The 26,723-nt window shown below is 70.9% G+C and carries 22 protein-coding genes and 1 riboswitch; of the genes, 19 read left to right on the forward strand and 3 right to left on the reverse strand.

The features are described from left to right. Positions 1-90 precede the first annotated feature (90 nt). The 13 genes from hpnC to OG272_RS41815 all read left to right on the forward strand — a co-directional run bounded on the left by hpnC (position 91) and on the right by OG272_RS41815 (position 13,917). A complete protein-coding gene (gene hpnC, locus OG272_RS41755) occupies positions 91-993 on the forward strand; it encodes a squalene synthase HpnC (RefSeq protein WP_326574534.1) in 903 nt (300 codons plus the stop codon). Continuing rightward, complete coding sequence (hpnD, locus tag OG272_RS41760; protein ID WP_326574533.1) at positions 990-1,940, forward strand: presqualene diphosphate synthase HpnD; 951 nt, start codon at positions 990-992, stop codon at positions 1,938-1,940. The genes hpnC and hpnD overlap by 4 nt, the downstream gene beginning before the upstream one ends. After that, positions 1,940-2,080, forward strand: coding sequence for a DUF6380 family protein (locus OG272_RS41765; protein ID WP_405895766.1), 141 nt, complete (start codon positions 1,940-1,942; stop codon positions 2,078-2,080). Before hpnD ends, OG272_RS41765 begins: the two co-directional genes overlap by 1 nt. Beyond that, complete coding sequence (gene hpnE / locus OG272_RS41770) at positions 2,077-3,504, forward strand: hydroxysqualene dehydroxylase HpnE (RefSeq protein ID WP_326574532.1); 1,428 nt, start codon at positions 2,077-2,079, stop codon at positions 3,502-3,504. The genes OG272_RS41765 and hpnE overlap by 4 nt, the downstream gene beginning before the upstream one ends. 89 nt (positions 3,505-3,593) lie before the next feature. Beyond that, positions 3,594-4,646 (forward strand): polyprenyl synthetase family protein, encoded by a 1,053-nt coding sequence (locus OG272_RS41775; RefSeq protein ID WP_326585530.1) that lies wholly within the window; start codon positions 3,594-3,596, stop codon positions 4,644-4,646. Positions 4,647-4,783: 137 nt separating this feature from the next. After that, on the forward strand, positions 4,784-6,778 hold the full coding sequence (gene shc, locus OG272_RS41780; protein ID WP_327726771.1) for a squalene--hopene cyclase: 1,995 nt from the start codon (positions 4,784-4,786) through the stop codon (positions 6,776-6,778). After that, complete coding sequence (locus OG272_RS41785) at positions 6,778-7,422, forward strand: 1-hydroxy-2-methyl-2-butenyl 4-diphosphate reductase (protein WP_327726770.1); 645 nt, start codon at positions 6,778-6,780, stop codon at positions 7,420-7,422. Before shc ends, OG272_RS41785 begins: the two co-directional genes overlap by 1 nt. 5 nt (positions 7,423-7,427) lie before the next feature. Continuing rightward, complete coding sequence (hpnH, locus tag OG272_RS41790) at positions 7,428-8,468, forward strand: adenosyl-hopene transferase HpnH (RefSeq protein WP_327726769.1); 1,041 nt, start codon at positions 7,428-7,430, stop codon at positions 8,466-8,468. A 4-nt stretch (positions 8,469-8,472) separates the two neighbouring features. Next, a complete protein-coding gene (ispG, locus tag OG272_RS41795; protein WP_327726768.1) occupies positions 8,473-9,630 on the forward strand; it encodes a flavodoxin-dependent (E)-4-hydroxy-3-methylbut-2-enyl-diphosphate synthase in 1,158 nt (385 codons plus the stop codon). 39 nt (positions 9,631-9,669) lie between these two features. Continuing rightward, entirely contained in the window at positions 9,670-11,658 is a 1,989-nt protein-coding gene (gene dxs, locus OG272_RS41800; RefSeq protein ID WP_327726767.1) for a 1-deoxy-D-xylulose-5-phosphate synthase, read from the forward strand. A 1-nt stretch (position 11,659) separates the two neighbouring features. Continuing rightward, positions 11,660-13,069, forward strand: a complete 1,410-nt coding sequence (locus OG272_RS41805; RefSeq protein ID WP_327726766.1) for an aspartate aminotransferase family protein — start codon at positions 11,660-11,662, stop codon at positions 13,067-13,069. Between the two features lie 96 nt (positions 13,070-13,165). Then, complete coding sequence (locus OG272_RS41810; protein WP_405895767.1) at positions 13,166-13,798, forward strand: helix-turn-helix domain-containing protein; 633 nt, start codon at positions 13,166-13,168, stop codon at positions 13,796-13,798. Beyond that, positions 13,795-13,917 (forward strand): DUF6126 family protein, encoded by a 123-nt coding sequence (locus OG272_RS41815; RefSeq protein ID WP_326574524.1) that lies wholly within the window; start codon positions 13,795-13,797, stop codon positions 13,915-13,917. Before OG272_RS41810 ends, OG272_RS41815 begins: the two co-directional genes overlap by 4 nt. 86 nt (positions 13,918-14,003) lie before the next feature. Here OG272_RS41815 and OG272_RS41820 read toward each other — a convergent pair whose 3' ends face one another. After that, positions 14,004-14,801, reverse strand: coding sequence for a tyrosine-protein phosphatase (locus OG272_RS41820; RefSeq protein WP_327726764.1), 798 nt, complete (start codon positions 14,799-14,801; stop codon positions 14,004-14,006). A 257-nt stretch (positions 14,802-15,058) separates the two neighbouring features. Here OG272_RS41820 and OG272_RS41825 point away from each other — a divergent pair, with 257 nt between their 5' ends. The 4 genes from OG272_RS41825 to OG272_RS41840 all read left to right on the forward strand — a co-directional run bounded on the left by OG272_RS41825 (position 15,059) and on the right by OG272_RS41840 (position 20,720). Beyond that, a complete protein-coding gene (locus OG272_RS41825; RefSeq protein ID WP_328224444.1) occupies positions 15,059-17,134 on the forward strand; it encodes an alpha-galactosidase in 2,076 nt (691 codons plus the stop codon). A gap of 301 nt (positions 17,135-17,435) precedes the next feature. Further along, positions 17,436-17,594: riboswitch (cyclic di-AMP (ydaO/yuaA leader) on the forward strand. A gap of 4 nt (positions 17,595-17,598) precedes the next feature. After that, positions 17,599-18,612 (forward strand): M23 family metallopeptidase, encoded by a 1,014-nt coding sequence (locus tag OG272_RS41830; RefSeq protein ID WP_326574521.1) that lies wholly within the window; start codon positions 17,599-17,601, stop codon positions 18,610-18,612. Positions 18,613-19,029: 417 nt separating this feature from the next. After that, positions 19,030-19,746: a DUF6250 domain-containing protein gene (locus tag OG272_RS41835; RefSeq protein WP_405895768.1), complete on the forward strand. Its 717-nt coding sequence runs from the start codon at positions 19,030-19,032 to the stop codon at positions 19,744-19,746. Positions 19,747-19,934: 188 nt separating this feature from the next. Next, a complete protein-coding gene (locus OG272_RS41840; protein ID WP_326574519.1) occupies positions 19,935-20,720 on the forward strand; it encodes an SGNH/GDSL hydrolase family protein in 786 nt (261 codons plus the stop codon). A 35-nt stretch (positions 20,721-20,755) separates the two neighbouring features. Here the strand turns inward: OG272_RS41840 and OG272_RS41845 are convergent, their stop codons facing one another. Both OG272_RS41845 and OG272_RS41850 read right to left on the reverse strand, forming a co-directional pair. Beyond that, a complete protein-coding gene (locus OG272_RS41845) occupies positions 20,756-21,376 on the reverse strand; it encodes a TetR family transcriptional regulator C-terminal domain-containing protein (RefSeq protein WP_327726761.1) in 621 nt (206 codons plus the stop codon). Positions 21,377-21,480: 104 nt separating this feature from the next. Next, positions 21,481-22,662, reverse strand: a complete 1,182-nt coding sequence (locus tag OG272_RS41850) for a Glu/Leu/Phe/Val dehydrogenase dimerization domain-containing protein (protein ID WP_327726760.1) — start codon at positions 22,660-22,662, stop codon at positions 21,481-21,483. A 179-nt stretch (positions 22,663-22,841) separates the two neighbouring features. On the opposite strand from OG272_RS41850, the gene OG272_RS41855 reads away from it, so the two are divergent. Both OG272_RS41855 and OG272_RS41860 read left to right on the forward strand, forming a co-directional pair. After that, complete coding sequence (locus tag OG272_RS41855) at positions 22,842-24,020, forward strand: MBL fold metallo-hydrolase (protein WP_327726759.1); 1,179 nt, start codon at positions 22,842-22,844, stop codon at positions 24,018-24,020. A gap of 530 nt (positions 24,021-24,550) precedes the next feature. Then, positions 24,551-26,701, forward strand: coding sequence for an ATP-binding protein (locus OG272_RS41860; RefSeq protein WP_327726758.1), 2,151 nt, complete (start codon positions 24,551-24,553; stop codon positions 26,699-26,701). The last annotated feature ends 22 nt before the right edge of the window (positions 26,702-26,723 follow it).

The raw sequence follows: 26,723 nt of genomic DNA on the forward strand, positions 1-26,723 counted from the left end.
GCAGTGTAGAACGGGAGATGTGACGGCCATGGCTACGGAGACTCCCCAGCTCAACCACGCTTCTGCCGTTCCCGCGCCGGGTGACGAGCGGTGACCGAAGCCGGGACGGCGCGCGCCGGGGACCCGGAGCGCGACACCCTCGACAAGGCCGGGTCCGAGAACTTTCCCGTCGCCCCGTTCTTCCTGCCCAGGGCCTGGCGCGACGACCTCATGGCCGTGTACGGCTTCGCCCGCCTCGTCGACGACATCGGTGACGGCGACCTCGCCCCCGGCGGCGCCGACGCCCGTCTCCTGGGCGTCTCCCCGCAGGACGCCGACGACCGGCTGCTCCTCCTGGACGCCTTCGAGACCGACCTCGCCAAGGTCTTCGACGGCACCCCGAACCACCCGCTGCTGCGCCGACTCCAGCACACCGTCCGCAGCCGCTCCCTCACCCCCGAGCCGTTCCTCGCCCTGATCGCCGCCAACCGCCAGGACCAGCTGGTCAAGCGGTACGAGACCTACGACGACCTGCTCGCCTACTGCGCGCTGTCCGCCAACCCGGTCGGCCACCTGGTCCTCGCCGTCACGGGCGCCAGCACCCCCGAACGGGTCCGGCACTCCGACGCGATCTGCACCGCGCTGCAGATCGTCGAACACCTCCAGGACGTGGCCGAGGACCTGGGCCGCGACCGTGTCTATCTGCCCGCCGCGGACATGAAGCGCTTCCACGTCCAGGAGACGGACCTCGCCGCGCCCACCGCAGGCGCGTCGGTGCGCGCACTGGTCGCGTACGAGACGCGACGCGCCCGGAATCTCCTGAATGACGGCACCCCCCTCGTGGGTAGCGTCCGCGGCAGGCTGAGGCTGCTCCTCGCGGGGTTCGTGGCGGGAGGAAGGGCGGCCGTCCACGCGATCGCCGCCGCCGAATTCGACGTACTTCCCGGCCCGCCCAAGCCCGGCAAGCTCCGGCTGCTGCGCGAGGTGGGCGCGACCCTGCGAGGAGAGGGGTGATCCGGACCGTGGAGTCGGAACCACACGCGTCCGCGCCGGTACTCGCCGCCTACAGCTACTGCGAGGCCGTCACCGGACAGCAGGCCCGTAACTTCGCCTACGGCATCAGGCTGCTGCCGACGCCCAAGCGTCGCGCGATGTCCGCGCTGTACGCGTTCTCGCGGCGCGTCGACGACATCGGTGACGGCGCGCTCGCGGTCGAGGTCAAGGCGGCCCGGCTGGAGGAGACCAGAGCGCTGCTGGCCCGGGTCCGGGTCGGTTCCGTGGACGAGGACGACACGGACCCCGTCGCGGTCGCCCTCGCCCATGCCGCGACGGCCTTCCCGATCCCTCTCGACGCCCTCGACGAACTCATCGACGGCGTCCTCATGGACGTACACGGTGAGCACTACGAGGCCTGGGAGGACCTGAAGGTCTACTGCCGCTGTGTCGCCGGAGCCATCGGACGGCTCTCACTCGGTGTCTTCGGCACGGAACCGGGGGTGCGCGGTGCGGAACGAGCACCGGAGTACGCCGACACCCTCGGGCTCGCGCTCCAACTGACCAACATCCTCAGAGACGTTCGGGAGGACGCGGAGGGTGGGCGTACCTATCTGCCCGCCGACGACCTTGCGAAATTCGGCTGCTCGGCGGGGTTCTCCGGGCCTCTCCCGCCGGCCGACTCCGACTTCGCGGGTCTGGTGCACTTCGAGGTGCGCCGGGCCCGCGCCCTGTTCGCCGAGGGCTACCGGCTGCTGCCGATGCTCGACCGCCGCAGCGGCGCCTGTGTCGCCGCCATGGCCGGCATCTACCGGCGGCTGCTCGACCGCATCGAGCGCGAGCCGGATGCCGTGCTGCGCGGCCGGGTCTCGCTGCCGGGCCGCGAGAAGGCGTATGTCGCCGTACGCGGCCTCTCCGGTCTGGACGCCCGCCATGTGTCGCGCCGTACCGTCAGGAGGCGTGCCTGATGGACAATCCGGTCCAAGGTGAACCCATCGGGGAAAAGTGGTACGCAACCCTCCGCGGCACCAGGGCGTCCCTGACTGCAACGGCCGCCCGCGGACCAGTCCGGCGCCCCGGCGGGCCGGCAGGGGAGGGTGCACGATGACCGACGGCGCGCAGTCCGAGGGACTGCCGGACGCGGACCGTACGGGCCGCCGCCGGAGCACGGCCGTGGTGGTCGGCGGCGGGCTGGCGGGCATCGCCGCCGCGCTCTCGCTCGCCGACGCCGGCGTCCACGTCACCCTTCTGGAAGGGCGGCCCCGCCTCGGCGGACTCGCCTTCTCCTTCCAGCGCGGTGATCTGACCGTCGACAACGGACAGCACGTGTACCTGCGGTGCTGCACCGCCTACCGCTGGTTCCTCGACCGCGTCGACGGGGCCGCGCTCGCGCCGTTGCAGGATCGTCTCGACGTGCCGGTTCTCGACGCCGACGGCCGGCCCGGACGGCGGCTCGGCAGACTGCGGCGCGACGCGCTGCCCGTCCCCCTGCATCTGGGGCGCAGTCTGGCCACGTACACCCATCTCTCGCTCGCCGAGCGCGCCAAGGTGGGGCGCGCCGCACTGGCGCTCAAGGCCCTCGACCTCGCCGATCCCGCGCTGGACGAACGGGACTTCGGCGGCTGGCTGGCCGCGCACGGTCAGTCGGCGCGGGCCGTCGAGGCACTGTGGGACCTCGTGGGGGTCGCCACCCTCAACGCGGTGGCCCAGGACGCCTCTCTCGGGCTCGCCGCGATGGTGTTCAAGACGGGGCTGCTGTCCGACCCGGGCGCGGCCGACATCGGCTGGGCCCATGTCCCGCTGGGTGAACTGCACGACAAGCTGGCCCGCAAGGCGCTCGACTCGGCCGGGGTCCGCACTGGACTCCGCACCCGCGTCACCTCCATCTCCCCCTCGGAGAAGGGGAGTTGGCGGGTCGAGATGCCCGGCGAGAGCCTCGACGTCGACGCGGTCGTCCTCGCCGTACCGCAGCGCGAGACGTACGACCTGCTGCCCGAGGGGGCGCTCGACCGGCCCGGGCGGCTGCTGGAGATCGGCACCGCGCCGATCCTCAACGTCCATGTGGTCTACGACCGGAAGGTGCTGGGCAAGCCGTTCTTCGCGGCGCTCGGCTCGCCGGTGCAGTGGGTCTTCGACCGGACCGAGGCGTCCGGGCTGCGCGAGGGCCAGTACCTGGCGCTGTCGCAGTCGGCCGCGCGGGACGAGATCGACACGCCCGTGTCCGTGCTCCGCGAGCGCTATCTGCCCGAGCTGGAACGGCTGTTGCCCGGCGCGCGCGACGCCGAGGTGAAGGACTTCTTCGTGACCCGGGAGCGCACCGCGACCTTCGCTCCCACCCCCGGCGTCGGACGGCTCAGGCCCGGCGCCCGCACCAAGGCACCCGGCCTGTACCTGGCCGGAGCGTGGACCGCCACCGGGTGGCCCGCGACCATGGAGAGTGCGGTCCGCAGCGGCATCGGCGCGGCGGACGCCGCCCTCGCCGCGCTGGGCCGGCCCCGGGATCACCTCTTCGACTACGAGGAGGCCGCGTGACGCTCGAAGCGCACAGGACCGGTTCCCGCACTCTCGGTACCACGAACACATCGACATCTGGAGAGACTGTGCCCACTGTGCCCCCGGCCGTGACGGCCGCTGCGAGGACCGCGGTGGACGTGACCGCGCTCCTGGAGCGCGGGCGGACCCTGGCCACCCCCGTGCTGCGGGCGGCCGTCGATCGGCTGGCGCCCCCGATGGACACCGTCGCCGCCTACCACTTCGGCTGGATCGACGCCCACGGCAACCCGGCGGACGGCGACGGCGGCAAGGCCGTACGTCCCGCGCTCGCCGTCATGTCCGCCGAGGTCACCGGCGCCGCTCCCGAGGTCGGCATCCCCGGCGCGGTCGCGGTGGAACTGGTGCACAACTTCTCGCTGCTGCACGACGACCTGATGGACGGCGACGAACAGCGCCGCCACCGCGACACCGTCTGGAAGGTCCACGGCCCCGCCCAGGCCATCCTCGTCGGCGACGCCCTGATGGTCCTCGCCAACGAGATCCTCCTCGAACTGGGCACCGCCGAGGCGGCCCGCGCCACCCGCCGCGTCACCACGGCGACCCGCGCCCTCATCGACGGACAGGCCCAGGACATCTCCTACGAGCACCGCGAGCGGGTCACCGTCGAGGAGTGCCTGGAGATGGAGGGCAACAAGACCGGCGCCCTGCTCGCCTGCGCCTGCTCCATCGGCGCGGTCCTCGGCGGCGCGGACGACCGTACCGCCGACACGCTGGAGAAGTACGGCTACCACCTGGGCCTCGCCTTCCAGGCCGTCGACGATCTGCTGGGCATCTGGGGCGACCCGGTCTCCACCGGCAAGCAGACCTGGAGCGATCTGCGCCAGCGCAAGAAGTCCCTGCCGGTCGTGGCCGCGCTCGCCGCGGGCGGCCCGGCCTCCGAGCAACTCGGTGAGCTCCTCGCCGCCGACGCCAAGAGCAGCGACTTCGAGAGCTTCTCCGAGGAGGAGTTCGCCGTGCGCGCCGCCCTCATCGAGGAGGCGGGCGGCCGGGAGTGGACGGCCGAGGAGGCCCGCCGCCAGCACACGATCGCCATCGAGGCCCTGGACTCGATCCGGATGCCCGAACGGGTACGGGACCAGTTCGCGGCGCTCGCCGACTTCGTCGTCGTACGGAAGAGGTGATCGCCATCCCCCAGGAGTCGACCGCCATCGGTCGAATAGCCCTCGCGTAGTCGCCGGCCGGTGCTCGTCACCGGACACGCACCGGCCGACGGCTGACCCACCGCAGAGAGATCCGTCCACTGCACGAAGGGGAAGCCATGACAGCGACGACCGACGGAAGCACCGGGGCACTGCCGCCCCGCGCCCCCTCGGCCAGCGACTCCGACCACGACACCCCGGTGGCGGCCGGGGTCCAGGAAGCCGCCGCGCAGGCCATGGGGCGCGCCACCGACTTCCTGCTCTCCCTGCAGGACGCCCAGGGCTGGTGGAAGGGCGACCTGGAGACCAACGTCACCATGGACGCCGAGGACTTGCTGCTCCGTCAGTTCCTGGGCATCCGCGACGAGAAGACCACCCAGGCCGCCGCGCTCTTCATCAGAGGCGAGCAGCGGCCGGACGGAACCTGGGCCACCTTCCACGGCGGCCCGCCCGAACTCTCCGCCACCGTCGAGGCGTACGTCGCGCTGCGGCTGGCCGGCGACGACCCGGGCGAGCCGCACATGGCGCGGGCGTCCGCGTGGATCCGGGAGCGGGGCGGGATCGCCGCCGCCCGGGTGTTCACCCGGATCTGGCTGGCGTTGTTCGGCTGGTGGAAGTGGGACGACCTGCCGGCGATGCCGCCGGAGATCGTCTACTTCCCGAAGTGGATGCCGCTGAACATCTACGACTTCGGCTGCTGGGCACGCCAGACGATCGTGCCGCTGACCGTCGTCTCGGCCAAGCGTCCGGTGCGGCCCGCGCCGTTCCCGCTCGACGAGCTGCACACCGACCCCGGGCGACCGAACCCGACCAAGCCCCTTGATCCGCTGGGTAGTTGGGAAGGTGCCTTCCAGCGCCTCGACAAGGTCCTGCACGGCTACCACAAGGTGGCGCTGAAGCGGTTGCGCAGGGCCGCGATGAACAGCGCGGCCCGCTGGATCGTCGAGCGGCAGGAGAACGACGGCTGCTGGGGAGGCATCCAGCCCCCGGCCGTGTACTCGATCATCGCGCTGCACCTGCTCGGCTACGACCTCCGGCATCCCGTGATGCGGGCCGGGTTGGAGTCCCTCGACCGGTTCGCCGTGTGGCGTGAGGACGGGGCCCGGATGATCGAGGCGTGCCAGTCCCCGGTGTGGGACACCTGCCTCGCCACCATCGCGCTCGCCGACGCGGGCCTGCCCGCCGACCATCCCCAGCTCGTCAAGGCCGCCGACTGGATGCTCGGCGAGGAGATCGTCCGACCCGGCGACTGGTCGGTGAAACGGCCCCAACTTCCCCCGGGTGGCTGGGCGTTCGAGTTCCACAACGACAACTACCCTGACATCGACGACACCGCCGAGGTCGTCCTCGCGCTGCGCCGGGTCGGACACCACGACCCGGAGCGGGTGGAGAAGGCCGTCCGGCGCGGGGTGCGCTGGACCGTCGGCATGCAGTCGAGGAACGGGGCGTGGGGCGCCTTCGACGTCGACAACACCAGCCCGTTCCCCAACCGACTGCCGTTCTGCGACTTCGGCGAGGTCATCGACCCGCCGTCCGCCGACGTCACCGCGCACGTGGTGGAGATGCTCGCGGTCGAGGGCCTGTCCCGCGATCCGCGCACCCGGCGCGGCATCGAATGGCTGCTCGCCGAACAGAAGCCGAACGGCGCGTGGTTCGGCCGCTGGGGCGTCAACTACGTCTACGGCACCGGGTCGGTGGTCCCCGCGCTGGTCGCCGCCGGCCTGCCGGCCGCGCATCCGGCGATCCGCCGGGCCGTGGCCTGGCTGGAGACCGTGCAGAACGACGACGGCGGCTGGGGCGAGGACCTGCGCTCCTACCGTGACCCCGCCGAGTGGGGCGGCAAGGGCGCCTCCACCGCCTCCCAGACAGCCTGGGCGCTGCTCGCGCTGCTGGCGGCGGGGGAGCGGGACGCCAAGTCCACCGAGCGTGGCGTCGAGTGGCTGGCCCAGACCCAGCGGGAGGACGGGTCCTGGGACGAGCCGCACTTCACCGGGACCGGCTTCCCCTGGGACTTCTCGATCAACTACCACCTCTACCGGCAGGTCTTCCCGCTCACCGCGCTCGGCCGGTACGTGAACGGCGAGCCGGCCGTCCTGAAAGCCAAGGGAAGCTGATGAACACGCCCGCCGCCTCGGCCCCGCTGCTGATCGCCTGCGCGCTCGGCATCGAGCAGCTCGCCCTGCGCAGCGGCGACCGGGGCGGCGCCGGGGGGCCGGTCACCGTCCTGCGCACCGGCATGGGGCCACGGGCCGCCGAGCGGTCCGTCACCCGACTGCTCGCCGACCCGGGGCTGCGCGACGCGGCCGTGCTGGCCACCGGGTTCTGCGCCGGACTCGCCCCGGGCATGCATCCCGGCGACCTGGTCGTCGCCGAGGAGACCCGGGGGCCCGACGGCGTCGTCACACCCTGTGTGGGCACCGAACTGCTGGTCAAGGAGCTGGTGAGGGCCGTGCCCGGGCGTACGGTCCACACCGGCCCGCTCACCGGATCCGATCACGTCGTACGCGGTCAGGAACGGTCCGCCCTGTTCGCGACCGGCGCGCTCGCGGTCGACATGGAGTCCGCGGTCACGCTCCACTGCGCCGTGAGATCGGGCGGCCGCCCGGTTGCGGCCGTCCGGGTGGTCGTGGACGCTCCAGAACATGAACTGGTCCGGATCGGCACGGTACGCGGTGGAATATCAGCCTTCCGCGTCCTTCGTGCCGTCCTTCCCGCTTACTACGAATGGCACCGTTCCTTGCTGCTCCCCAGGAGGTGAGCCAGATGGCCATGCCGCTCCGCCAGTCCATCAAGGTGGCGACGTATCTCGCTGAACAGAAGCTCCGCAAGAGGGACAAGTTCCCGCTGATCGTCGAGCTGGAACCGCTCTACGCCTGCAATCTCAAGTGCGAGGGCTGCGGCAAGATCCAGCACCCGGCGGGCGTGCTCAAGCAGCGCATGCCGGTGGCGCAGGCCGTGGGCGCCGTCCTGGAGTCCGGTGCGCCGATGGTGTCGATCGCCGGGGGCGAGCCCCTGATGCACCCTCAGATCGACGAGATCGTGCGGCAGTTGGTGGCGAAGAAGAAGTACGTCTTCCTCTGCACCAACGCCATGCTGCTGCGCAAGAAGATGGACAAGTTCAAGCCCTCGCCGTACTTCGCGTTCGCCGTGCACATCGACGGGCTGCGGGAGCGGCACGACGAGTCGGTGGCGAAGGAAGGCGTGTTCGACGAGGCGGTGGCGGCCATCAAGGAGGCCAAGCGGCGCGGCTTCCGGGTGACCACCAACTCGACCTTCTTCAACACCGACACCCCGCAGACCATCATCGAGGTCCTCAACTACCTCAACGACGACCTCCAGGTCGACGAGATGATGATCTCGCCCGCCTACGCCTACGAGAAGGCGCCCGACCAGGAACACTTCCTCGGCGTCGAGCAGACCCGTGAGCTGTTCAAGAAGGCCTTCTCCGGCGGCAACCGGGGGCGCTGGCGGCTCAACCACTCGCCCCTGTTCCTCGACTTCCTGGAGGGCAAGGTCGACTTCCCGTGCACGGCGTGGGCGATCCCCAACTACTCGCTCTTCGGCTGGCAGCGGCCCTGCTACCTGATGAGCGACGGGTACGTCACGACGTACCGGGAGCTGATCGAGGACACCGACTGGGACGCGTACGGCCGGGGCAAGGACCCGCGCTGTGCCAACTGCATGGCGCACTGCGGTTACGAGCCGACCGCCGTCCTCGCCACCATGGGATCGCTGAAAGAGTCCCTGCGCGCGATGCGCGAGACCGTCTCCGGCAGCCACGGGAACCACGGGAAGCAGGGGTGATGTGATGACCGCCGTGTCGCTGGGCGTTCCGGAGATGCCCGTCCGACCGGTCGCGGAGCGCCGCCTCTCGCGGCGCATCCAGGTCGGTCCGGTGGCCGTGGGGGGCGGGGCCCCGGTGTCGGTGCAGTCCATGACGACGACCCGTACGTCGGACATCGGCGCCACCTTGCAGCAGATCGCCGAACTCACCGCGTCCGGCTGCCAGATCGTCCGCGTCGCCTGCCCCACGCAGGACGACGCGGACGCCCTCGCCACCATCGCCCGCAAGTCGCAGATCCCGGTGATCGCGGACATCCACTTCCAGCCGAAGTACGTGTTCGCGGCGATCGAGGCCGGCTGTGCGGCGGTGCGGGTGAACCCTGGCAACATCAAGCAGTTCGACGACAAGATCAAGGAGATCGCGCGGGCGGCGAAGGAACACGGGACCCCGATCCGGATCGGGGTCAACGCCGGCTCGCTCGACAAGCGGCTCCTGCAGAAGTACGGCAGGGCGACGCCCGAGGCGCTGGTCGAATCCGCGCTGTGGGAGGCGTCGCTGTTCGAGGAGCACGACTTCCGGGACATCAAGATCTCGGTCAAGCACAACGACCCGGTCGTGATGATCGAGGCGTACCGGCAGTTGGCGGCCCGGTGCGACTACCCGTTGCATCTGGGGGTGACCGAGGCCGGTCCGGCGTTCCAGGGCACGATCAAGTCCGCCGTGGCCTTCGGGGCGCTGCTCAGCGAGGGGATCGGCGACACGATCCGGGTCTCGCTGAGCGCCCCTCCCGTCGAGGAGATCAAGGTCGGCATCCAGATCCTGGAGTCGCTGAACCTGCGGCAACGGCGGCTGGAGATCGTCTCGTGCCCCTCGTGCGGACGGGCGCAGGTCGATGTGTACCGGCTGGCGGACGAGGTGACCGCCGGCCTCGAAGGCATGGAGGTGCCGTTGCGCGTGGCCGTCATGGGCTGCGTCGTCAACGGACCCGGGGAGGCGCGGGAGGCGGACCTGGGGGTCGCCTCCGGCAACGGCAAGGGGCAGATCTTCGTGAAGGGCGAGGTCATCAGGACCGTGCCCGAGTCGAAGATCGTGGAGACCCTCATCGACGAGGCGATGAAGATCGCCGAGCAGATGGAGAAGGACGGCGTCGCGTCGGGGGAGCCGGCGGTCACCGTGAGTTGACAACGGGCTGAGAGAGCACGGATCGAGAGGGGGCCCGACGTGACGATACTGGAGAGCATCCGGCAACCGCGCGACCTGAAGGCGCTGACCGAGGCGGAACTCGGTGAACTGGCCGAAGAGATCCGGGAGTTCCTGGTGCACGCGGTCGCCAGGACAGGTGGTCACCTGGGGCCCAATCTGGGGGTGGTGGAACTCTCCATCGCGCTCCACCGGGTCTTCGAGTCACCCGTCGACCGCATCGTCTGGGACACCGGTCATCAGAGCTATGTGCACAAGCTTCTGACAGGACGTCAGGACTTCTCCAAGCTGCGCGGCAAGGGCGGCCTGTCCGGCTACCCCTCGCGCGAGGAGTCCGAGCACGACATCGTCGAGAACAGCCACGCCTCCACCGCCCTCGGCTGGGCGGACGGCCTCGCCAAGGCCCGCCAGGTGCGGGGGGAGCAGGGCCATGTGGTCGCGGTCATCGGCGACGGCGCCCTGACCGGCGGCATGGCCTGGGAGGCGCTCAACAACATCGCGGCCGCCAAGGACCGGCCGCTGATCATCGTCGTCAACGACAACGAACGCTCGTACTCCCCGACCATAGGCGGCCTCGCCAACCACCTCGCGACCCTGCGCACCACCGACGGCTACGAGCAGGTCCTCGCCTGGGGCAAGGAGGTCCTGCTGCGCACCCCGGTCGTCGGCAGGGAGGTCTACGAGGCGCTGCACGGGGCGAAGAAGGGCTTCAAGGACGCCTTCGCGCCGCAGGGCATGTTCGAGGATCTGGGCCTGAAGTACGTCGGTCCGATCGACGGGCACGACACCAAGGCGGTCGAGTCGGCACTGCGCCGCGCCAAGCGCTTCCACGGGCCGGTCCTGGTGCACTGTCTGACGCAGAAGGGCCGCGGGTACGAGCCCGCGCTCGCCAACGAGGAGGACCACTTCCACACGGTCGGCGTCATGGACCCGCTGACCTGCGAGCCGCTCACCCCTGCCGGCGGACCCTCCTGGACGTCGGTCTTCGGCGACGAGATCGTACGCATCGGGGACGAGCGCGAGGACGTCGTGGCGATCACGGCGGCCATGCTGCACCCGGTGGGGCTCGGCAGGTTCGCGGAGAAGTTCCCGGACCGGGTGTGGGACGTGGGGATCGCCGAGCAGCACGCGGCGGTGTCGGCGGCCGGCCTCGCCACGGGCGGCCTCCACCCGGTCGTGGCGGTCTACGCGACCTTCCTCAACCGGGCCTTCGACCAACTGCTGATGGACGTGGCGCTGCACCGGTGCGGGGTCACCTTCGTCCTGGACCGGGCCGGTGTGACGGGTGTCGACGGAGCGTCGCACAACGGCATGTGGGACATGTCCATCCTCCAGGTCGTGCCGGGGCTGCGGATCGCCGCGCCCCGCGACGCCGACCAGCTGCGGGCCCAGCTGCGGGAGGCGGTCGCCGTGGACGACGCTCCCACGCTGATCCGGTTCCCGAAGGAGTCGGTGGGGCCGGAGATCCCGTCCCTGGAGCGGGTGGGCGGCATGGACGTCCTGCACCGCTCCCCGTCCTCGGAGTTCTCCCCGTCCTCCTCGGAGTCGTCTCCGACCTCGGCGTCCTCCCCGTCCCCGGACCGTCCGAAGGTGCTGCTGGTCGCCGTCGGCGTCATGGCCTCGGTGTGCCTGCAGGCCGCCGAGCTGCTTCAGGCGCGGGGCATCGGCTGCACCGTCGTCGACCCGCGCTGGGTCAAGCCGGTCGATCCGGCGCTGCCGTGGCTCGCCGACGAACACCGGCTGGTGGCCGTCGTGGAGGACAACAGCCGGGCGGCCGGGGTCGGTTCGGCGGTCGCACTGGCGTTGGGGGACGCCGAGGTCGACGTGCCCGTACGACGGTTCGGGATTCCGGAGCAGTTCCTCCCGCACGCCAAGCGCGGGGAAGTGCTGGCGGACATAGGTCTGACGCCGGTCGAGATCGCCGGACGGATCAGCGCGTGTCTGGCCGTCAAGGGCGAGCTCGCCGAGGACGACCTGTCCGAAGCCGTGCCTTCCGAGGGGACACCGTAAAATGACCACCGCGGAACCCGCCGCCGGTGCCGAGGAGTTCGACCTCGGCAGACTCCTGGCCGAGCGCGGCGCCGAGCGCTACGAACTCCACACCCGGCACCTCAACCACCAACTCCCGCGCATGCTGCACACCATCGGCTTCGACAAGGTCTACGAGCGGGCCGAGGGCGCGTACTTCTGGGACGCGGACGGCAACGACTACCTGGACATGCTCGCCGGGTTCGGGGTGATGGGGCTCGGCCGCCACCACCCCGTGGTCCGCAAGGCGCTGCACGACGTGCTCGACGCGCACCTCGCCGACCTGACCCGCTTCGACTGCCAGCCGCTGCCCGGGCTGCTCGCCGAGAAGCTGCTCGGCCACAGCCCGCACCTGGACCGGGTGTTCTTCGGCAACAGCGGCACGGAGGCAGTCGAGACCGCGCTGAAGTTCGCCCGGTACGCCACTGGCAGACCGCGCGTCCTGTACTGCGACCACGCCTTCCACGGGCTCACCACCGGCTCGCTCTCCGTGAACGGCGAGGACGGCTTCCGGGACGGCTTCGCACCGCTGCTGCCCGACACGGCCGTACCGCTCGGTGATCTCGACGCCCTGGCACGGGAGTTGAAGAAGGGGGACGTCGCCGCCCTCGTGGTCGAGCCCATCCAGGGCAAGGGCGTGCACGAGGCGCCGCCCGGCTATCTGCGCGCCGCCCAGGAGCTGCTGCACCGCCACAAGGCCCTGCTGATCGTCGACGAGGTGCAGACCGGGCTCGGGCGGACCGGGGACTTCTACGCCTATCAGCACGAGGACGGGGTCGAGCCGGACCTGGTGTGTGTGGCCAAGGCGCTCTCCGGCGGCTATGTCCCGGTCGGCGCGACCCTCGGCAAGGAGTGGATCTTCAAGAAGGTCTACTCGTCGATGGACCGCGTCCTCGTCCACTCGGCGAGCTTCGGCTCCAACGCCCAGGCCATGGCCGCCGGCCTCGCGGTTCTCTCGGTCATGGAGAACGAGGAGATCGTGGCCCATGCCCGGGCCACGGGGGATCTGCTGAAGGGCCGGCTCGCGGCACTGGTCGACAAGTACGAACTGCTCAGCGACGTACGCGGCCGGGGCCTGATGATCGGCATCGAGTTCGGCCGGCCCAAGTCGCTCAAGCTGCGCAGCCGTTGGGCGATGCTCCAGGCGGCCCGCAAGGGACTCTTCGCCCAGATGGTCGTCGTACCGCTGCTGCAGCGGCACCGCATCCTCACCCAGGTCTCCGGCGACCATCTGGAGGTGATCAAGCTGATCCCGCCGCTGGTCGTCGGGGAGCGGGAGGTGGACCGGTTCGTCGAGGCCTTCACCGAGGTGATGGACGACGCGCACAGCGGGGGCGGGCTGATGTGGGACTTCGGCAGGACGCTGGTGAAACAGGCGGTGGCCAACCGGTAGAGGGGCCTGTCGGGGAGCGACTCCGCGGGCACGGATGGCTTTGCCTCTGAGGCAAGAAATTTGCCGCAGAGGCAAACCTCCGGCTGAATGGAGGGCATGAGCCCCTCCGAGGGTACGGACCCTCCCGAGCCCCCGCTGAGCGGGGAGCTGCCCGCTGTCGCCCCGCAGTTGCGGGCCCTGCGGCGCAGGGCCGCCCTCACCCTGGAGGCCGCGGCCCGTGCCGCCGGGATGTCGCCCGCACACCTCTCCCGGTTGGAGACCGGGCAGCGCCAGCCCTCGCTGCCGATGCTGCTCGCGCTGGCCCGTATCTACGGTACGACCGTCTCCGAACTGCTCGGTGAGACCGTGGCCGAGCGGGACGCCGTGCTGCGCGCGCCCGACATGGAGCCCACCCGGGCCGGCGGCTGGACGTACTGGCAGGCGGGCGCGTCCGGGCGCGGGATGCAGGCGCTGCGCGTCCATGTGCCGTACGGCTCGCAGGGCGACATCGTGCGGGTGCATCCCGGCGAGGAGTGGCTCTACGTCCTCAAGGGGCGGCTGCGGCTGCGCCTCGGTGACACCACGCATCTGCTGGCGCCGGGGGACAGCGCGCACTTCGACTCGCTGACCCCGCACCGCATCGCCGCCGCCGACCACGACGGCGCCGACCTCCTGTTCGTCCACACCCTTCTGCAGAGCCCGACCGCCGCGCTGTGCCTCGGGCCGATCACCCCCGGAGAGACCCCATGACCGACCTGGAAGAGAAGTTCCCCCGCGCCCTGTGGGTGCGGCTCATCATCTACATCGCGGTCGGCCATGTCTTCGCGGCCTTCGTCTACCTGCTGTTCGAGGTGGGCGCCAAGCAGTAGCCGTATGACCGGCGGGTCGGTACTCCGGGTCGGTCCTCCGGGTCGGTCCTCCGGGTCGGCCCTCTGCCGGTCGGGCAGGCGGCGCCCTAGTCGAGCAGGCGGTCGCGCAACCGGCTCCGGACCTCAGGAGTCACCTTCAGGCCCTTGTCCAGATAGGTGTCCACGTCGCCCCAGGTCTCGTCGATCGTTTCGAAGGCCGCCTGGAGGTATTCGGCGCGGGCGTCGAAGAGCGGGCTCAGCAGATCCATGACCTCCGGGGAGTACGCGCTCGCGTGGCTGCTGCTGCGGTGCACCTTGTAGCGGCGGTGCTTGGCGTTCGACTCCAGGTAGTCGGCGACGACGGCCTCGCGCTCGACGCCCAGGGCGAGGAGCGTGATGGCGATGGACAGGCCCGCGCGGTCCTTGCCCGCGGCGCAGTGCATCAGCACGGGCACACTGTCCTCGGCCACCGCGTGCAGCACCCGGGAGTGTTCGGCCGTGCGGTGCTTGATGATCGTCCGGTAGGAGGCGATCATCCGGCCGGCCCCCTTGCCGCCGTCCAGCAGAGCACGCAGCTGGTCCAGGTCGCCGTCGCGGACCATCTTCCAGAACTCGGCGCCGTCCGCCGGGTCGCTCAGCGGCAGGTTCACATTGAGCGTGCCGGGCAACTCGACGTCCGGGCCCTCCAGCTTCTGGTCGGCCGCGTTGCGGAAGTCGAAGATCGTGTGCAGGCCCAGGGAGGTCAGGAACGCGGTGTCCTCGTCGGTCGCGTGCGCGAGATGGCCACTGCGGAACAGCACCCCATGACGCACCCGGCGGCCGTCCACGGTCGGCAGACCGCCCACATCGCGGAAATTGCGCACTCCGGTCAGATCGGGCTCGGTCGACGGGATCTGCTGCGTCACTGGGGCTCCCTCCCATCCGTCCGTCGGCGCCGAACGTCGACGGGCACGCACTCGACACCGAGGCGCGCACTCGACGATACGACATGGGTGCGTACGCCAATGAGTTGTCCACAGGAGGCGCGGTGGAGCCCGTGGTGCTTGTCCACAGGCGGTTCGGCCGACGCGTCGGCAGTTGTCCACAGGCGACACCGAGCGCCTGCGGCGACCTGCGATGATGTTGAAGCCCGATCGCACCTGTTCGAACCTGTGGGGGCTTGATGTTGGAAATCGGCGCAGACAGCCGGACCTGGCTTCTCACGGGGCCCCGGAGCAGCTATGCCCTGCGGCTCACGGAGAACGACGAGCTGCTGCACCTGCACTGGGGTCCCCGGATCGCGCTCGCCGACGCCGAGGACTTGGCCGCCAGGCAGCAGCTGCCGTACTGGCCGTTCGAGGCCCCGGTCGACGGACACGAGGAGTACCCCGTCGAGGGCGGTCCCCGCTTCACCCGTCCCGCTCTCTCCGTGCGCACGGACGAGCGGCGCGGCACCGAGTGGACCTTCCAGGCGTACGAGGCCGAAGGCGACGAGCTGCGGCTGCGGTTCACCGACGGCGGACTCGGGATCACGCTGCACTACCGGATGCGCGACGACGTGGTCGAGCGCTGGGTGACCCTCGCCAACGAAGGGCCGGCGGTGGAGCTGCTGCGGGCCGACTCGGCGACCTGGACGCTGCCGCCGCGCGCGGAGGAGGCCTGGCGGCTGTCCCAGCTGCACGGGCGGTGGGCGGCCGAGTCCCGGCTGGTGCACGGGGACCTCACGTACGGCGAGAAGGTCATCGGCAGCCGGCGCGGGCACACCGGGCACCAGCACCTGCCCTGGGTCGCCCTGGACACCGACGCCACCGAGGAGCGCGGCGAGGTCTACGGCTGTGCCCTCGGCTGGTCGGGGTCCTGGCGGATCGCGGTCGCCCAACTCCCGGACGCGCGCGTGCAGATCACCGGCGGCGCCGGATACGACGAGTCCGGTCTGCTGCGGCTGGAGACGGGCGGGACGTTCACGACGCCCGTCTTCGCCGGCCTGTGGAGCGACGGCGGCTTCGGCGGGGCGAGCCGTGCCTGGCACACGTATCAGCGGACGTACGTCATCCCGGACGCGGAGCAGGACCGGCCGGTGCTCTTCAACTCCTGGGAGGCCACCGAGTTCGACATCTCCGAGGAACAGCAGGGGACGCTCGCGCGGCGGGCGGCAGCCATCGGGGTCGAGCTGTTCGTCGTGGACGACGGCTGGTTCGGGGCGCGCACCAGTGACCGGGCCGGCCTCGGCGACTGGACGCCCAACCCGGACCGCTTCCCGAAGGGGCTGAAGCCGCTCGCCGACTACGTGCATGCCCTCGGGATGCAATTCGGCATCTGGGTCGAGCCCGAGATGATCAACCCGGACAGCGAGCTGTACCGGGCGCACCCCGAATGGGCGCAGTACCAACCGGGGCGAAAGCGGACGGAGCTGCGTAATCAGCTCGTCCTCAATCTCGCGCGCGAGGACGTCCAGGAATACCTCTGGGAGCGGCTCGACGCACTCCTGTCCAGCGCGCCGATCGACTATGTGAAGTGGGACTTCAATCGCTGCTTCACGGACGCCGGCTGGCCCGGTGAGCCGTATCCGCAGAAGCTGTGGGTCGAGCACGTGCACGCCTTCTACGCCCTGCTGGACCGGCTGCGGGCCGCGCACCCCGGGGTGGCGTTCGAGTCGTGCTCGGGTGGCGGCGGCCGTATCGACCTCGGAGTGATGGCGCGGACGGACCAGGTGTGGACGTCCGACAACACCGACCCGCTGGACCGGCTCGCCATCCAGCACGGCTTCAGTCAGGTCCACCCGGCCCGGATCATGGCCGCGTGGGTCACCGACAGCCCGAACAACCAGCTCAACGGCCGGGTCAGCTCGCTGCGGTTCCGGTTCGTCAGCGCCATGGCGGGTGTGCTGGGCGTCGGCGGCGACCTCACCGAGTGGACGGAGGAGGAGCTGGCCGAGGCGCGGGGCTGGGTCGAGCTGTACAAGGAGATCCGGCCGGTCGTGCAGCGCGGCGACCTCTACCGGCTGCGGCCGCCGACGGGCGGGCTGAGTGCCGTGCAGTACGTCCACGGTGACGAGGTCGTCGTCCTGGCCTGGCTCCAGGCCCAGCACTACGGCGAGCCGCTCGCCCCGCTCCGCCTGCGCGGGATCGACCCGACAGAAAAGTATGAATGCCGCGAAACGGGTGAAGTGCACCGGGGTGCCGTGCTGTTGCACCACGGATTGCGGACGGGGCTGCGCGGTGACTTCGATGCGAAGGTTATCCGCCTGCGTCGCACTTGAGTGAACTGTCCGAAATGGAGCTGTAATTCCAACAAGCCCTGGAATAAAGCCTACTGGGTCGTAGGCGCGTGAGCAGCGTCATATTCGTGACGTTCCGCTGTCGCCATGTCCACGTAATTCGTAGGCGATTCCAGGGCGCTTGGAAATACCCAAGACCTGTCTTTTACGGAGCGTGATGGTGGATTGATGTAAGGATCAGGTGGAAAGGCGCACAGGAAGTCCCAATGGTTGTCTCTGTGGGCACAAGTCGCTTACGTTCGGCGTCAATCCGGACGGACGCCCAATCCTGCCGCCGACCGGAGCCGCGTACCGACCTGATCCACGGCAGGAGCGGGGGACCCACAGGTATGACCGCCTGTTCCGGTCTCCGGAACGGCTAGGGGTATAGCCGTGCGTCAGCACGGCCGGACATCTCCAGTCCGCACCCGACAGCTCACCTCGCAGGCGCCGGAGAGGAATTCGCCATGCCCGCGAAGGGTAAGCACCGCCGTCCGAAGTCCCAGCGTTTCACCCGTTCGATCGCCGCCGCGGGGACCGGTGGCGCGGCGCTCGCGCTGCCGCTGATCGGAGCCGCCGGCGCCCATGCCGCGACCCCGACGGCCGCCGTTTCCGGTGTCTCCGAGAAGACGGCCTCGGTCGCCACCGAGAAGGCCGCGGCCGAGGCGGGCGCACGGATCGAGGCGGCCGAGAAGGCCGCGCAGGCGGAGAAGACCGCCACCAAGAAGGCGGCGACCAGGACCTACTCGGTGAAGGTCGGCGACTACCTCGCGAAGATCGCGGACGAGCAGGACGTCGAGGGCGGCTGGAAGCAACTGTACTCGGACAACCGTGAGGCGATCGGCTCCGACCCGTCGCTCATCCACCCGGGCCTCAAGCTCGGCATCGGTGGCCGGGCCACGTCGAGCGGTACGCCGCAGGCGTCGACGAAGCCGCAGCTGTCGCAGTCCTCGAAGTCCGAGGAGTCGTCCCAGTCGTCGAAGTCCTCCGGCTCGTCGACGCAGACGCAGGAGTCGAAGGACACCCAGGCGTCGACCTCCACGTCGAGCGGCCAGTCCTCGTCGTCCAACAGCTCCGGCTTCAGCCTGCCCATCCAGGGCGCCACCGTCGGCACCGCGTACAAGACCGCCGGCAGCATGTGGTCCAGCGGCTACCACACGGGCGTCGACTTCGTGGCCCCGACCGGCACCTCCCTCAAGGCCGTGGGTGCGGGCACCGTCGTCTCCGCCGGCTGGGGCGGCGCGTACGGCAACCAGGTCGTCATCAAGCTCGCCGACGGCTACTACGCCCAGTACGCCCACCTGTCCTCGATCTCCGTCTCCGCGGGCCAGTCCGTGAGCGGCGGCCAGCAGATCGGCCTCTCCGGCGCGACCGGCAACGTCACCGGGCCGCACCTCCACTTCGAGATCCGTACCACCCCCAACTACGGTGCGGACATCGACCCGCTGGCATACCTCCGCTCGAAGGGCGTCAGCGTCTGACGCACCGCCACCGCTCCGCACCGAAGGCCGGACCCCGACATCACGGGGGCCGGCCTTCGGCGTTCCCGGAGGGGGTCCCGATCGTGGCCGTCCACACTGGCAACGGCTCGAAGAGTGCGCCATCCGGCCAGGTTCTCTCCCGCCCCTCCCTCGCTCCCGCCCCGCTCCGGCTTTCGCTCCGCTCCGCTTTCGCTGCCCCCGCCCCCTGTCGATTCGTGATCACCGCATTGCGGTCTTGTGGCATGGCCGATCCAGGACTCGACAGCTGTACGAGGGCGAGTGCACAGTGATCTCAGCAAGCGCTTTCTGCACGTCGTAGGTCTCCGTGTCCGGCGTCCAGCGCCCCAGTTCGACATCCGTGGCGCCCACGCGGACCCCGCCGATGTGGGCCCGCACGGCAACCACAGAAGGAGCGTCATGACCACCCGCAGAGCTTTCGGAGCCCTCGCGGCCGGTGCCGCCCTCGCGGCGCTCGCCCCGGCGGGGACGGCGTCCGCGACCCCGCACCGGCGCCGCGGCCGGCTGATCGCCGCCGACGACTTCCGGCACGGCCTCGGCCAGTGGGCCGTGGAGTTGGAGAGGGGTGGTGCGGTCACGGCCTCGCGCGGTGCGCTGGAGGTCGATGTGCCGGCCGGGGCCACGGTCTGGTTCAAGCGGAAGCTGGCAGGGCCCTACGTCGTCCAGTACACGGCCACCCCGGTCTCCGCGGGTAGGGTCAACGATCGGGTCTCCGACCTCAACAACTTCTGGAACGCCGTCGACGTGCGCTCGCCCGGTGATCTTTTCGCCACTCCGCGTGGGGGTGCGCTCGCCGAGTACGACCATCTGAAGACGTATTACGTCGGGTACGGCGCCAACACCAATACGACGACACGGCTGCGTCGGTATGTCGGCGAGGCGGGTGTGCGGCCGCTGATCTACGACTACACGGCGCCGCTGCTCGTCGCGAACGAGCCGCACCGCGTCCGGATCGTCTCCGACGGGTCGAAGGTGCAGTGGTGGAACAACGGGCGGCTCGTGTTCGACTACATCGATCCCGAGCCGTACACAAGTGGGCATTTCGGTTTCCGGACCACCTGGAGTCACTTCCGGATCGAGGACTTCCGGGTGTGGAGATCCGTCGGCCGCCGCTGAGCGGTCGAGGGGAGAGGGAGGCCGGGGTGGTGGGGTGCCGCCAACCCGACCTGGCCTGTTCCGTGTTGACCAACACTTGACTCGTGGTCTATCTCACCGTCCGTCAACCTCTTATTACGGTCGCGTAGGTCACATCAGAAGGTGAATCATGGGGCGATGTGGCAGACGATTCGAATGACAGCAGAGCAATGATCGGGTCGTACGTGGCGGTGGGGGACAGCTTCACCGAGGGCGTCGGCGATCCAGGCCCCGACGGACGGTTCGTCGGCTGGGCCGACCGATTCGCGGTGCTCCTCGCGGACCGTGTGCCCGAGGGTGCCTTCGACTACACCAACCTGGCGGTACGGGGGAAGCTCCTCGACCAGATCGTGGAGGATCAGGTGCCGCGGGCTCTGGAGCTCGCGCCCGATCTGATCTCCTTCTGTGCGGGCGGCAACGACATCATCCGGCCGGGCACCGATCCCGACGAGGTCGCCGAGCGGTTCGAGCGGGCGGTGTCCCGGCTCACCTCGGCTGTCGGCACGGTCATGGTGACCACCGGCTTCGACACCCGTGACGTCCCGGTGCTGAAGCATCTGCGGGGGAAGATCGCCACGTACAACCTGCATGTGCGGGCCATCGCCGACCGGTACGGGTGTCCCGTGCTGGACCTGTGGTCCCTCAAGACGGTCCAGGACCGGCGGGCCTGGGACCTCGACCGGCTGCACCTGTCGGCGGAGGGGCACACACGGGTCGCGCTGCGGGCCGGGCAGGTGCTGGGCGTCGACGTCCCGGCCGACCCCGATCAGCCGTGGCCCCCGCTGCCGCCGCGCGGCACGCTGGAGATGCGTCGGGACAACATTCAGTGGGCGCGGGAGTATCTGGTGCCGTGGATCGGGCGGCGGCTGCGGGGGGAGTCGTCCGGGGACCATGTGTCGGCGAAGGGGCAACTGTCGCCGTACGACATCAAGCTGCGGATCGAGTCGGTGGCCTGACCGGGGCGCCCTCGGGTGTGCCGGGCGCCGGGCCGTCAGCGGGTTGCCGCTGTCAGGGTTTCGCGGGTCAGGCCCAGTTCGTGGGCCAGGGCCTCGTCGGCCCAGTCCTGGGCTCGGGCGCGGGAGACGGCTCCGTCGTAGGCCGTCATCTGTACGGCCAGGCCGTCCAGGAGGGCGGTGAGGCGGAGGGCGGTGGCCGGGGGATCCGGGCAGTGGAACTCGTCGGCCGCCACGCCTGCCTCGATGACCTCGGTGAGGGCGGCCTTCCACTGTCGGTCCAGGTCACGGGTGACCTCGCGCAGGGCGGGTTCGCGGAGGGAGGCGGCCCAGCCTTCGATCCACAGGCGCCAGCCCTTGGCCTGGCCGGTCGGGGCGTACCAGCGGACGGCCGCCCGGAGCCGGCGCAGGGCCGTGGTGCGGCGGCCCAGCAGTTTGCGGAGGCGGGCGAGGTCGTCCTCGGCGGCGTGGCGGAAGGCCTCGGCCACCAGTCTTTCCTTGGTCGAGAAGTGGTAGAGCACCAAGGCGCTGCTCACCCCGAGGACGGCGGCCACGTCGGAGATCCGTACCGCCGCGACGCCCCGCGCCTCGATCTGCTCGATGGCGGCCCGGAGCAGCTCCGCACGCCGCTCGGCCACACTCAACCGCACCCTGCCCACGCGGCAACCCTACCCAGGCCCACGGACAGCCACCGGAGTCTTCGAGCCACCTCGAATCGGGCCGGTATCCGCCGGATGTGGGATCGCGTGGGGCCGGTCGTCCGTCAGCGGTGCCAGCCGAAGCGCTCCGTGATCGCCGGCAGGCGGTCTGCGGCGAGGGCGTGGGCGGCGGTGCGGGGGGTCGTGCCGTCGGTCTCGGCCCGGGTGAGCATCAGGTCGACGAGGGCGCGCATGGAGTGACGGGTGTGGGTGAACGCCTCGTCGGCGGTGGGGCCGATGTCCCCGAACAGGGTCCACCACCACCAGGCGTTCGTACCGGAGTTGACGACGACGTCGGGCAGGACGGTGACGCCGCGAGCGGTGAGCAGTTCCTCGGCCGCCGGGAGGACGGGCATGTTCGCCGCCTCGGCGATCAGCCGGGCGGTGACGTGGTGGTGGTTGGTGGTGTCGATCGCGTACGAGACCGCCGCCGGGATCAGTACGTCGGCCTCGGTGGTGAGCCAGGCTTCGCCGGACGCCTCGTGGTCGTCGGGGCCGAGTGCGGACCGGTCGACCGTGCCGTGCCGGTCACGGGCGGCGAGCAGTGCTTCGACGTCCAGGCCGGTGGGGTTGGAGATGGTGCCCTTGATGTCGGCCACGGCCACGATCGTGAGTCCGGCACGGGCGAGAAAGCGGGCGGTCGCCCCGCCCATGGTGCCCAGGCCCTGTACGGCGACCCGCGTCCCGGCGTACGGCACCCCGGCCCGGTCCAGGGCCGTGAGCACGGACTCGGCGACGCCGCAGCCGCCGACCAGCTCGTCGAGGCCGATGCCGTCCACCTGGACCGCGAAGGCGTCCGCGAGCCGTCGCCGGGCCGTCCGCTCGTCGTCGAGGAGGGGGTACACCGCCTGGATCGTCGACACGAGGCCCGCCTCGGCCGCCGCGCGCTCCATCAGGTCCTGGGTGAGCCCCAGGTCCTCGCCGGTGGTCCAGAACGTCTCGATGTACGGGCGCATCGCGCGCAGGTAGCGCACCAGGACGCCGTACGCCTCCGGGTCACGGGGATCGCAGTCGATGCCGCCCTTGGCACCGCCGAGCGGGACGTAACGACCCTCGGGGGCATAGTGCAGCGCCTCCTTCATGGTCATGCCTCGGGCGAGTCCGGCCACCTCGTCGAGGGTGCAGCCCGGACGCATCCGCAGACCGCCGCTGGAGACCCCGCGCACCAGCCGGTCCACCACCAGGAAGCCCCGCTGACCTGTGACGTGGTCGGTCCAGGTGAGGGACACGAAGGGGGTGGTGGGCATGGGGCTCCTCGGGGTGGCCTGGGGAGGCCGAGGGGAGAGGCGGAGAGGGGCGAGAGCGGGAACAAGAAGAGCTACTGAAGAGTTGGTCAGTATTGCATCGTGCGGGGTGGGGTTGGACCCGGCGCTGTCGGAGGGGCGGACCATAATGGGATGCCTGAGCGAATCCACCAGGAGGTGCCGTGTCCGGTTCCGGATCCCGTTCTCTCAGCTCGGCGCTGCGCGCAGCGCGGCCCGCCGCCTTCGGCGCGGACCCGAGCGGTGCCCGTCTGGAGCGGATCCGCAGATCCCCGCACTTCGCCGACGGGGTCTTCGTGAATCCCGAGAGTGCCCAGGTCCGCCCCTCCGGCGGCGCCGCCATGGAGATGGCGAAGAGCTACTTCCGCAAGGACGAGCGAGCGCGGCGGGCACCGGCGGGGCTGATTCCCGTGCACTCCACGACCCTCGCCGACCTGGCCAGACCCCCGGTGAGCGGGCTGCGGATCACATGGATGGGCCATTCGAGTGCGCTCGCCGAGATCGACGGGCACCGGGTGCTCTTCGACCCCGTGTGGGGTGAGCGCTGCTCCCCGTTCGCCTTCGCCGGGCCCAAGCGGCTGCACCCCGTGCCGGTGCCGCTGGCCGCGCTCGGCCCGGTCGACGTCGTCGTCATCTCGCACGACCACTACGACCACCTGGACATGCCCTCGATCAAGGAGCTGGCCGGCACGGACACGGTCTTCGCCGTGCCCCTCGGCGTCGGCGCCCATCTGGAGCACTGGGGCGTCTCCGCGGACCGGATCCGCGAGCTGGACTGGCAGGAGGCGACGAAGGTCGGCGGCCTCACGCTGACCGCCACCCCCGCCCGGCACTTCTGCGGACGGGGTCTGCGCAACACCCAGCACACGCTGTGGGCCTCCTGGGTCGTCGCCGGTGACGAGCACCGGATCTACCACAGCGGCGACACCGGGTACTTCGGGGGCTTCAGGGAGATCGGCGCCGAGCACGGACCGTTCGACATCACCATGATCCAGGTCGGTGCCTATTCGGAGTTCTGGCCCGACATCCACATGACTCCCGACGAGGGGCTGCAGACGCACCTCGACCTCCAGGGCGGCGAGCCCGGCGGCGTGATGATGCCGATCCACTGGGCGACGTTCAACCTGGCGATGCACGCCTGGGCCGAGCCGGGCGAGCGCATGATGTGGGCCACGCACGACGCGGGGGTCGCCATGGCCGCACCGCAGCCGGGGGAGCCGTTCGAGCCGAAGAACACACCGCCGGTGAACCCGTGGTGGCGTGCCGTGTCCCAGCAGCCGGTCGGCGGCTGGGCCGCCTGGCCGCCGGTGGGGGAGCGGCTGGACCTGGTGGCGGAGAGCTGACGGGCGCCCACCGTCGGATTCCGGTGGCGGCGGAGACCTCGGGGCAGGGACACGTACTCGAACCGCTGCCTCCGCTGACCATGACCACGGTCGAAGGGAAGGAAGCCGCGGACACCCTCGTCGAGGTGGTGAGCGGCACCGTGAACGGGTCGAGAATTCTCCCGACAGGGTGATTTTTCGATTGACGTCGAGGGCCGGGGAGCGAATTGCTCCCCGGCCCTCGACGTTTGTTATCGACCTATTCTGACCAGCTCTGATCGAAATCCGGACGTAAAAAGAATCCGACAGGAACAAGCGTCCGAAGAATTATCGGACTGTCGCACGAAGCCTCATACCAGAGCGGGACGCAATACGGAGGTCTTTGTCAACTGCGCACCGCACATGACGCGTTGGCGACTACTGTGAGTTGCCGTCGGGCGACGCTGGGCTGAATTCTTCGACTCTCGCGACCGACACGCGAGGGCGCATGCCCAAGTCGCCCGGACGCGACACCCCCCCCACGCCCCAGACGGACCAGTACGAGGACGCTGATGTCTCACCTTCGCGCACCGGCCGCACGCGCAGACCGCCGTGAGGGCGGGCGGCACGGGCGATCGGCCACCCGTGCCGTCCCCTCGCTGCCCGAGATCCACATACGGCCACAACTGGTGCGCCTCGCGGTCCTGCCCCCCACAGCGGTCGCCCTCAGCGCCTGCGCCGCCGTGCTCTTCACCTTCCGCGCCGGCGGCGCCCGTCCCAGCCTCACCCTGTGGGCGGTGCTCGCCGGAGCCGCCGCGGTGGCCCTCACCGGCATCGCGATCGCCACCGTGGCCGCCGGCCGCACCGCCAAGTCCGTCCGCGAACGCCTCGGCGCCCTGCGGCAGGTCAGCACCAAGAGCGAGGACGACCTGCGGGCCCTCGTCGACGCGCTCCGGCGCGGCGACCAGCCGCCCGCGCGCGGGCCCCGCGCCGAACCCGCCGCGGACGCCGACGACTTCGAGCTGCTCACAGCCGACCTGGCCCGCGTCCACGACAGCGCCGTCACCGCCGTCGTCCAGGCCTCCCAGCTCTCCAGCCACGCAGGCAGCGAACAGAAGCTCGAAGTCTTCGTGAACCTGGCGCGCCGGCTCCAGTCCCTGGTCCAGCGGGAGATCTCCATCCTGGACGACCTGGAGAACGAGATCGAGGACCCGGATCTCCTCAAGGGCCTCTTCCACGTCGACCACCTCGCCACCCGCGTCCGCCGCCACGCCGAGAACCTCGCCGTCCTCGGCGGCGCCGTCTCCCGCCGTCAGTGGAGCAAACCCGTCTCCATGACCGAGGTACTGCGCTCCGCGATCGCCGAGGTCGAGCAGTACTCCCGGGTCAAGCTGGTCCCCCCGGTCGACGGCACCCTGCGCGGGCACGCCGTCGCCGACGTCATCCACCTCCTCGCCGAACTCGTCGAGAACGCCACGGTGTTCTCCGCCCCGCACACCCAGGTCCTGCTCCGCGCCAACCTCGTCACCTCCGGGCTCGCCGTCGAGGTCGAGGACCGGGGCCTCGGCATGCCCCTCACCGAGCAGAACAAGATGAACGCCCTGCTCGCCGACCCCGACCAGGTCAACGTCGCCAGCCTCCTCCAGGACGGCCGCATCGGCCTCTTCGTGGTCTCCCAGCTGGCCCGCCGCCACGGCATCCAGGTCCGTCTCCAGAGCAACATCTACGGCGGAGTCCAGGCCGCGTTCGTCGTCCCCCAGGGCCTGCTCGGCACCGAACCGGGCGACCTGCCGCAGACCCAGCCCCACGCCGAGTACACCACCGCCGTACGACGGCCCGCCGGGCCCCAGCACGCCCAACCCGCCGCACCCCGGCGGGCGTCCGCACCCGGGCCCGCCGACCGCCCGGCGACCGACAGGCCGGCACACGCCGGGATCGACCGGCCCGGCCGTCCGGCACCCGCGCAGCCCGCGCGCCCCGAGCCCGGCCACCGGTCCGCCCCGAGCCCGACGCGTGCCTCCGTGCCCCGCCAGCAGGGCCCCGGCCGGGGCAGCGGCCGGCAGGGTCCGGGCAGAGGCAGCGGCGGCCCGACCCCGCTGCCGGTGCGCGGCGCCCGGGACGAGCGGCCCAACCCGGCCGAGGCCGTGCCCGGCGTCCACCCTGACGACCGGGGGACGGTCGCGGAGAACCCCGGGACACCCCCGACCCCCCGCGTCGGCGGAGCCGTGCGCGGCACCATGGGCAAGCCCCAACTGCCCCGTCGCCGCGCCCAGCAGCACATCGTGCCCCAGCTCCGCGGCGGCCCCGCGCCCGCGCCCCGCCAGGACCCCGACCACTACATCGGCCACGACCCCGGGCTGATGGCCGCCTTCCAGCGCGGCATCGGACTCGCCGAGGCCCGCCAGATGGAGAACTCCGACTGGGACACCTCCACGCTGGACACGGCCTCCGCGGACTTCGCGCCCCCCGCCCCCGACGCCGCGTCCCGCATCGACACGGGACAGCCGCACCCGGGCCACCCGGCCCCGACACCGGCCGGCGGCACGGGCCGCATCGACGCACTCCGCATGGAACTGGCCCCCATGGACGCCCCTCACAAGGACGCCGCCCAGCCCCTGGGCGGACACCCCAGGGGCGTCGCCCCCACAGCCGTACCGCCGTCGGCCCTCGACGCGGCACACGACCTCACGCCCCGGCAGGACGGGAGCACACCGGCCGGATGACCAACCCCCTCACCACCCCCAC

This window comes from Streptomyces sp. NBC_00104 (assembly GCF_045160825.1).
Taxonomy (GTDB): domain Bacteria; phylum Actinomycetota; class Actinomycetes; order Streptomycetales; family Streptomycetaceae; genus Streptomyces.

Bases quoted from the DNA above. Each gene is read 5' to 3' on its own strand.
- OG272_RS41830 (WP_326574521.1), top strand. From the start codon at position 17,599: ATGCCCGCGAAGGGTAAGCACCGCCGTCCGAAGTCCCAGCGTTTCACC.
- OG272_RS41785 (WP_327726770.1), top strand. From the start codon at position 6,778: ATGAACACGCCCGCCGCCTCGGCCCCGCTGCTGATCGCCTGCGCGCTC.
- OG272_RS41840 (WP_326574519.1), top strand. From the start codon at position 19,935: ATGATCGGGTCGTACGTGGCGGTGGGGGACAGCTTCACCGAGGGCGTC.
- OG272_RS41805 (WP_327726766.1), top strand. From the start codon at position 11,660: ATGACCACCGCGGAACCCGCCGCCGGTGCCGAGGAGTTCGACCTCGGC.
- OG272_RS41835 (WP_405895768.1), top strand. From the start codon at position 19,030: ATGACCACCCGCAGAGCTTTCGGAGCCCTCGCGGCCGGTGCCGCCCTC.
- ispG (WP_327726768.1), top strand. From the start codon at position 8,473: ATGACCGCCGTGTCGCTGGGCGTTCCGGAGATGCCCGTCCGACCGGTC.
- OG272_RS41815 (WP_326574524.1), top strand. From the start codon at position 13,795: ATGACCGACCTGGAAGAGAAGTTCCCCCGCGCCCTGTGGGTGCGGCTC.
- hpnE (WP_326574532.1), top strand. From the start codon at position 2,077: ATGACCGACGGCGCGCAGTCCGAGGGACTGCCGGACGCGGACCGTACG.
- OG272_RS41860 (WP_327726758.1), top strand. From the start codon at position 24,551: ATGTCTCACCTTCGCGCACCGGCCGCACGCGCAGACCGCCGTGAGGGC.
- OG272_RS41825 (WP_328224444.1), top strand. From the start codon at position 15,059: ATGTTGGAAATCGGCGCAGACAGCCGGACCTGGCTTCTCACGGGGCCC.
- OG272_RS41765 (WP_405895766.1), top strand. From the start codon at position 1,940: ATGGACAATCCGGTCCAAGGTGAACCCATCGGGGAAAAGTGGTACGCA.
- OG272_RS41810 (WP_405895767.1), top strand. From the start codon at position 13,166: ATGAGCCCCTCCGAGGGTACGGACCCTCCCGAGCCCCCGCTGAGCGGG.
- hpnH (WP_327726769.1), top strand. From the start codon at position 7,428: ATGGCCATGCCGCTCCGCCAGTCCATCAAGGTGGCGACGTATCTCGCT.
- shc (WP_327726771.1), top strand. From the start codon at position 4,784: ATGACAGCGACGACCGACGGAAGCACCGGGGCACTGCCGCCCCGCGCC.
- OG272_RS41850 (WP_327726760.1), bottom strand. From the start codon at position 22,662: ATGCCCACCACCCCCTTCGTGTCCCTCACCTGGACCGACCACGTCACA.